This is a genomic window from Patulibacter medicamentivorans (assembly GCF_000240225.1).
GTDB classification, from domain to species: Bacteria; Actinomycetota; Thermoleophilia; order Solirubrobacterales; family Solirubrobacteraceae; genus Patulibacter; species Patulibacter medicamentivorans.
Map to the genome: position 1 here is coordinate 40,240 of NZ_AGUD01000303.1, position 7,103 is coordinate 47,342.

General features: G+C 74.2%; 4 protein-coding genes and 1 pseudogene. 3 read left to right on the forward strand and 2 right to left on the reverse strand.

Features of this window, described 5'->3' with window-relative positions; genetic code table 11:
* Positions 1-191: 191 nt before the first annotated feature.
* Together PAI11_RS21650 and PAI11_RS21655 are read left to right on the forward strand one after the other, a co-directional pair.
* On the forward strand, positions 192-1,844 hold the full coding sequence (locus PAI11_RS21650) for a DEAD/DEAH box helicase (protein WP_138974472.1): 1,653 nt from the start codon (positions 192-194) through the stop codon (positions 1,842-1,844).
* Positions 1,845-1,943: 99 nt separating this feature from the next.
* Positions 1,944-2,621, forward strand: coding sequence for a TIGR00266 family protein (locus tag PAI11_RS21655; RefSeq protein ID WP_007578721.1), 678 nt, complete (start codon positions 1,944-1,946; stop codon positions 2,619-2,621).
* 204 nt (positions 2,622-2,825) lie between these two features.
* On the opposite strand, the gene hemQ is transcribed toward PAI11_RS21655, so the two are convergent.
* Positions 2,826-3,515: a hydrogen peroxide-dependent heme synthase gene (hemQ, locus tag PAI11_RS21660; RefSeq protein ID WP_007578723.1), complete on the reverse strand. Its 690-nt coding sequence runs from the start codon at positions 3,513-3,515 to the stop codon at positions 2,826-2,828.
* Between the two features lie 179 nt (positions 3,516-3,694).
* Here hemQ and PAI11_RS25010 point away from each other — a divergent pair, with 179 nt between their 5' ends.
* The gene (locus PAI11_RS25010; protein WP_007578725.1) at positions 3,695-6,439 is read left to right on the forward strand and encodes a class F sortase; all 2,745 of its coding nucleotides are present in this window, start codon (positions 3,695-3,697) and stop codon (positions 6,437-6,439) included.
* Positions 6,440-6,510: 71 nt separating this feature from the next.
* On the opposite strand, the pseudogene PAI11_RS28375 reads toward PAI11_RS25010, so the two are convergent.
* A pseudogene (locus PAI11_RS28375) lies at positions 6,511-7,103 on the reverse strand (hypothetical protein); the annotation flags it as partial.

Consider the following 7,103-nt stretch of genomic DNA (forward strand, 5'->3'; position numbering starts at 1 on the left):
CGACGACGCGGCGACGACGCGGCGGCCGGCGGCCGGCGGCGCGACGGCGAACCCCGGCAGGTGCAGGGAGGACGTGCGGCGGCCGCTCGCGAGGGGCCCCGTCCGTCCGGCCCGTTCCGCAAGATCTGGCGTCGCCCCGAGCTCTCCGTCACAGAGCTCCGACGCCGTCTCTGGCAGGCTCCCGACCCCGCGTGTCCGCACCCACCGCCACTCCCACCCTTCGCCTGTGGCAGCAGCAGGCCCTGGCCAAGATGGAGGCCTGGGAGTCGGGCACCTTCCTGGTCGCCGCGGCCCCGGGCGCGGGCAAGACCCGGCCGGCGCTGGAGCAGGCGGTGCGGCTGCTCTACGCCCGCAAGGCGGACCGGATCGCGCTGATCTGCCCGACCGCCCCGCTGACCCGCCAGTGGGCGGCCGCGGCGGCCCGGCTCGGGGTCAACCTGGCGCCGGACGCGACCGAGCTGACGCCGCCCGCCGGCTTCCACGGCGTCGCCGTCACCTACGCGCGCGTGGCCCAGTCGGCCGAGCGCTGGGCGGCGCAGTGCCTGGAGAGCACGCTGGTGATCGCCGACGAGGCGCACCACCTGGGCGAGGAGCTGGCCTGGGGCCAGGGCTTCTCGCTCGCGCTCGGTCGCGCCAAGCGCTGGCTGCTGCTTTCGGGCACGCCGTTCCGCTCCGACGCGACCCCGATCCCCGGCGTCGACTACGACGCCGACGGCGTCGCCCAGCCCGACTACGCCTACGGCTACGCCGACGCCGTCCGCGACGCGGTCTGCCGTCCGGTCACCTTCATCCCCTTCGACGGCGCGATGTCGTGGCGGGTGGGCGAGGAGACGGTCGAGGGCTCGTTCGCCGACCAGGTGGCCAGCGACCAGCGCGCCAAGCGCTACCGGACCGCGATCTCGACCGAGCTGGCCGGCGCGCTCCCGAAGATCCTCGGCGACGCCCATCGACGGCTGACGGGGCTGCGCGAGTCGAGCCATCCGGACGCGGGCGGCCTGGTGGTCACGGCCGACAGCGATCACGCGCGGGCGGTGTCGGCGGTCCTGCACCGGATCACCGGCTCGCCGCCGGTGGTGGTGATGCACACCGACACCCAGGCCCACGATCGGCTGGCGAGGTTCACCGACTCGACCGAGCCCTGGATCGTCGCCGTCAACATGGTCAGCGAGGGCGTCGACATCCCGCGGCTGCGGGTCGGCGTCTACGCGACCACCGCCAAGACGGCGATGATCTTCCGCCAGATCGTCGGGCGCTTCGTGCGCACCGTCCCCGGGCGGCCGATCGAGAGCTCGTGGCTCTACCTGCCGGCCGAGCCGACGCTGCGGGCCCACGCGGCCGAGATCGACCGCGAGCTGGTGCCGCTGCTGCGGCGCAAGGAGGACGTCGATCCCGACGCGATGCTCGACGACGGCGCGCTCGAGCAGGCCAACAAGACCGAGGACGAGGCGGGCCTGGCGCCGGAGTGGCAGGCGCTCGAGGCGGACATGGCGCCGGCCGCCCAGCTGGACCTGTTCGGCGGGGCGACCCCGATCAAGGACCCGGAGCCGGTGATGACGGCCCCCTCCGCGGCGTTCGGGGCGCCGGCCGCGCTGCCGGCGAACGGCGGCGGCGTGGCGGCCCCGCCGGCGGTCCAGGACGTCCCGCTCTGGCAGCAGCGCCAGCGGCTGCGCGACACCCGTCACCGGCTGGTCGCCGAGCTGGGTCGCAGCCGCCGGGCGTCCCACCGCGAGATCAACGCCTGGCTCAACGGGCGGGTCGGGATCGCCAAGGTCGACGACGCCACGATCGAGCAGCTGGAGCAGTCGATCGACGTGCTCCACGACGCGCTCGCCGGGCGGGCTTAGCGGAGATCGGCCGCGGCTGTCCGCGGCAGGCCGGACGGTACGCCGTCGACCCTCGAACCTTCACCCGGCCGCGAGCGGCCTCGGGTAGCGTCCCGCGCCATGGACGTCACCACCCGCCACGCCCCGAGCTTCGCCGTCGCCCGCCTGACGCTGGCCGGCGGCGAATCGATGAACGCCGAGTCCGGCGCGATGATGGCCACCTCGGCCGGCGTCGAGGTCGAGTCGAAGATGCGCGGCGGCCTCAAGGGCGCGTTCAAGCGCGGGATCCTCGGCGGCGAGTCGCTGTTCGTCAGCACCTTCACCGCGCCGTCCCAGGGCGGTTGGGTCGACGTCGCGGCGCGGCTGCCCGGGGACCTGGTGGTGCTCGAGGTCGACGGCGCGGTCAACCTGGCTCGCGGCGCCTACCTGGCGGCCGACGAGGGCGTCACGATCGACGCCAAGTGGGGCGGCTTCAAGAACCTGGTCGGCGGCGAGGGCGGGTTCCTCGTCCGGGCCGAGGGGCGAGGCCCGCTGGTGGTCGCCGCCTACGGCGCGATCGACGTCGTCGAGCTGGCCGCCGGCGAGTCGGTGATCGTCGACTCCGGCCACATGGTCGCCTACGGGGACGGGGTCGAGTTCTCGCTCCGCAAGGTCGCCTCGGGCCTGATCCAGTCGGCCAAGAGCGGCGAGGGCTTCGTCTTCGAGTTCCGCGGGCCGGGCAGGGTCTGGACCCAGAGCCGCAACCCGGGCCAGCTGATCAGCTGGCTGACGGCCGAGCTGCCGTTCTCCCGCGGGTAGACTGCCGCCATGCGCGCACGCGTCGCCCTCTGCATGACCCTGCCGTACGCGATCGCGTTGGCGGCGATGGCGCTGTCGGCGGCGTGAGGGGCACGTAGACGCTTCGGATCTCGCGACGCCCGTCGCTCGGCAGTACCGGGTACGGCTCTCGCTCGGGCGCCGCGACCTCCTTGGTCTACGTGCCCCTCACATCCACCGACGGTCCTACGGCAGGTCGGCGACGACGTCGGCCAGCGGCTTCCGGATCCCGGCCAGGAACGGCAGCTCCTCGCGCATGTGCGCGCGGGCCTTGGCGCCGCGCAGGTCGCGCATCAGGTCGACGATCCGGGTCAGCTCGTCGGCCTCGAACGCCAGCAGCCACTCGTAGTCGTTGAGCGAGAAGGCGCTGATCGTGTTGGCGCGGACGTCCTTGTAGCCGGCGGCCATCATCCCGTGCTCGCGCAGCATCTGCGAGCGCTCGGCCGGGTCCAGCAGGTACCACTCCAGCGAGCGCACGAAGGGGTAGACCGAGATGTACTTCTTGGCCGGCGTGCCCTCCAGGTAGGCCGGCACGTGGGCCTTGTTGAACTCGGCCTCGCGGTGGACGCCGATCGAGGTCCACCACGGGTCCAGCGCCTGGCCCAGGCGGGTGCGGTTGAAGGCCACCAGGGCGTCCTGCAGGGCGTCGGCGCTCGGCCCGATCAGCCACAGCAGCACGTCGGCCTCGGCCCGGAAGCCGACCGTCGAGTACGAGGCGCGGAGGATCGCGTCGCCGCCGGTCAGCGCGGCCTCGGCCTCGGCCGCCAGCTCGGCGCGGACCTCGGGGGCGTCGTTGGGGACTCGCCGGTGCCCACGCGCCGCCTTGAACGAGGCGTAGATCGCGTACAGGTTGGTGAAGTCCGTCTGCGTGCTCATGGCCCCGCGGACGATAGGACGATGCGGCGCGCGGTGCCGTTCGCCCACGGGCAGGAGCGACGCGAGGCCCCAGCCACGAGCTGGTCGCCGGCCACCCCGCCGAACGTCCAAGCCCGGCCCTGGCCAGATGGTCACCGGGATCGCTCCGACGGCTGCCCGGCTCGTGTATCACTCCGAGTGTGCGCCGTCCGCTGTGGTTGTCCCCGCTGCTCGTCCTGATCTCGCTCGCCGCGCTGCCGCAGGCCGCGTCGGCCGCCGAGCCACCGAACCAGCACGATCCCTGCGCCAGCGGCGGCCGCAACACCTGCGGCACGACCGGCGTCGGCAAGTACGACCGCTACCGCTACGGCACGCGCTGGTTCGGCGACTTCCGCGGCGCGATCGATGGGGTCTCGGCCGGGGCGTTCTGCATCGACCTGCGGTTCTGGTACCCGTCCAAGCGGTTCGCCTACGAGAAGCGGCCGATCGCCGGCCTGAAGAGCAAGGAGCGCAAGTCGATCTCGGCCGCCAAGCTGCGCCAGATGGCCTACGCGCTCTGGAACTTCGGCCGCTCGCGTCAGAGGAACCAGCAGGCGGCGGTGATGCTCTACGTCCACGGGCTGATGGACGACGGGGCGCCGGGCGAGGTCGATCCGAAGGCGATCGGCGTCTCCTCGCTCTACGCGCGGATCGCCCGCGACGCCCGCCGCTACGCCGGTCCCTACCGCGTCCAGGTCGACCTGCCGTCGTCGGGCCTGACGGTCGGCACCGCGATCAAGCCGACCGTGCGGGTGCTCGCGTCCTCGGGCGCGGTCGTCCCCAACGCGACGGTCGACCTGTCCGGATCGGCCGGCGCCACGGGGCTGCCGCGCACGATCAGCACCGGGCGCACCGGCGTCGCGCGGCTGGCCCTGACCCCTAGCGACGCCAAGGGCGGGCTGCGCCTGAGCGCCAGGGCGACCGGGCTGGCCGCCGCCGAGCCCGACCTCTACGTGCCGACCAGGGGCGCGTCGGCCCGCAGTGGGCAGCGGCTCGTGGTGCCGGCCACCGCGTCGGTCGCCACCGAGCGCGCGGTGCCGGTGGCACCGGCCCGGATCAAGGTCACGACCGCGGCCACGCCGACGTCGGTCCTGCTCGGCACCCAGAGCACCGACAAGGTCACGATCAGCGGGGCTCCGGCCGGCTGGTCCGCCCCGATCGCGGTCCGCCTCTACGGTCCGGCTCCGTCGCAGGCGGCGATCCGCTGCGACGGCCCGCCGGCGGCCGAGGTCACCCACCGCGCCGGTGGCGGGGACTCGATCACGCCGCCGGTCACCCCGAGCGCGCCCGGCTGGTACGGCTACCAGCTGGTGGTGCCCGGCAGCGACGACGTGATCGGCACCACGACGCCGTGCGCCGAGCCGAGCGAGTCGCTGCGGGTCGAGGTCCAGCCGCGCGTCCACACGCAGATCAGCAACCAGCTCCTGAACGGGCCGGGGTCGGTCACCGACACGGTCTGGATCGAGGGGCTCTCCGGCCAGCCGGCGACGGTCGCGGCGGCCCTCTACGGCCCGCTGCCGGCGGCCGACAAGCTGACCTGCGACGGGCCGCCGGTCTGGTCGGGCAGCTTCGCCGCCGCCACCGACGGGCAGTACGTCACCGATCCGGTCCAGCTGAGCGTGCCGGGCTACTACACCTACCGGGAGCGGCTGACCGGGTCGGAGTTCGTGCGGGTGACCGACACGGCCTGCGGCGATGCGGCCGAGACGACGATCGTCCGCGGCCACCCGCAGATCACGACCCAGATCAGCAGCCAGGACACCGCCGTCGGCAGCGAGGTGACCGACACCGCGGTGGTGACCGGTCTCGGCAAGCTGCGGGCCGACGTCGCCGTCGAGCTGTGGGGTCCGTTCCCCTCCCGCGACGCGATCCGCTGCGAGGGCACGCCGTACTGGACCGGGACGTTCCCGGCCGACGGCGACGGCAGCTACAGGACCGCGCCGGTCAAGCTGCAGAAGGCCGGCTACTACACCTACCGCGAGGCGATCACCGGCAGCACGGCCTACGACGGCGTCCAGACGGCGTGCGGCGAGGCCGCCGAGACGACGATCGCCCGCGCCAAGCCGCAGGTCACGACGGTCGTCTCGAGCGCCGTGACGCGGCCGGGCAGCTCGATCTCCGATCGGATCAAGGTCACCGGCCTGGGCCAGACCCCGGCGCGGGTCGAGGTCGAGCTGTTCGGCCCCTTCGCCTCGCGCGGGCAGATCCGCTGCGGCGGCACCCCGTACTGGAAGGGCGCGGTCGACGTGGCCGGCGACGGCGAGGTCTCCTCCCCGAGCGTCCGCCTGGCGAAGGCCGGCTTCTACACCTACCGCGAGCGGATCGCGGGGTCGGAGTCGGTGACCGGCACCGAGACCGCCTGCGCCGAGGAGGCCGAGACGTCGCTCGGCCGGCCGCTGATCCTGACCGGTCGTGGAGAGGGCGAGCGGGTCGCCGAGGTCCGCGCCACGGCAGCGCCCGGCGCGGTCGCGCCGACCCAGGTCCGGCTCGATCGGCTCGGCGTGCGCGCGTCGCTCGGCGCGGTCGCGATCGACCTCGGGACCGGAGCGCTGGCGGTGCCCAAGGACATCAAGCGCGCCGGCTGGTGGGCCGACGGCGCGGATCTTGCCTCGAAGGCCGGGACGGTGCTGCTGGCCGGCCACGTCGACAGCGCGAAGCGCGGCGCCGGAGCGTTCTTCCGCCTCAAGAGCGCCCGCCGCGGCGACACGGTGACGGTCAGCGGCGGGGGCCGGACGCAGCGCTACCGCGTGACGTCGGTGACGCGGGTCGCGAAGGAGCGGCTGCCGGTGGGCATCTTCACCCGCACGGGCAGCCGCAGGCTGGTGCTGGTCACCTGCGGCGGGCCGTTCGACCGCCGCAGCGGCCACTACCGCGACAACATCCTCGTGACGGCGGTGCCCCGCTAGCGCGGCGGCGCGCACGAGCGGACGCCAGGCTCCCGGGCCGCCGTCGCGACGGCGGCCCGGGAGCGGGGCGATCAGCGGATCTCGACCGGCTTGGCGATCGTGTCCGGCAGCCCGGCGGCCGCGTTGCTGATCGCCGTCAGCTTCCAGCCCGACCGCTGGCCCGCGCTGCTGCCGCAGCCCGGGTTGTCGATCGTGGACGAGGTGAACTCCTCGTTCTTGCTGACGCCGCCGCTGACGGTCGCCGGGCGCATCAGCGTGCTCATCGAGCCCGAGTAGACGAGCCACTTGCCGGTCACGAACGCGTCCCGGGCGTTGGCGCCGACTCCGATCCCGCCGTCGTTGAGGAAAGCGGTGCCGGTGCAGGAGGCCCCGGTGTAGTAGATCTGCGCCGGCTGGAAGACGCCGGTGTACGGGATCGAGACCTCGTAGCCGGCAGACGTCAGGACGGTCGCGGCGCCTCGGTCGGCGCTCAGGACGCGTCCGAGGGTGACGCCGTTGCCGTCGACCAGCGTCCCGCCGCCGGCGGGGCCCGCGGGGCCGGCGGGGCCGGTCGCGCCGGTGTCGCCCTTCGCCCCGGTGTCGCCCTTCGCGCCGGTGTCGCCCTGGGGGCCGGCCGGGCCGATCGGGCCCGTCGCGCCGGTGTCGCCCTTCGCGCCGTCGGCGC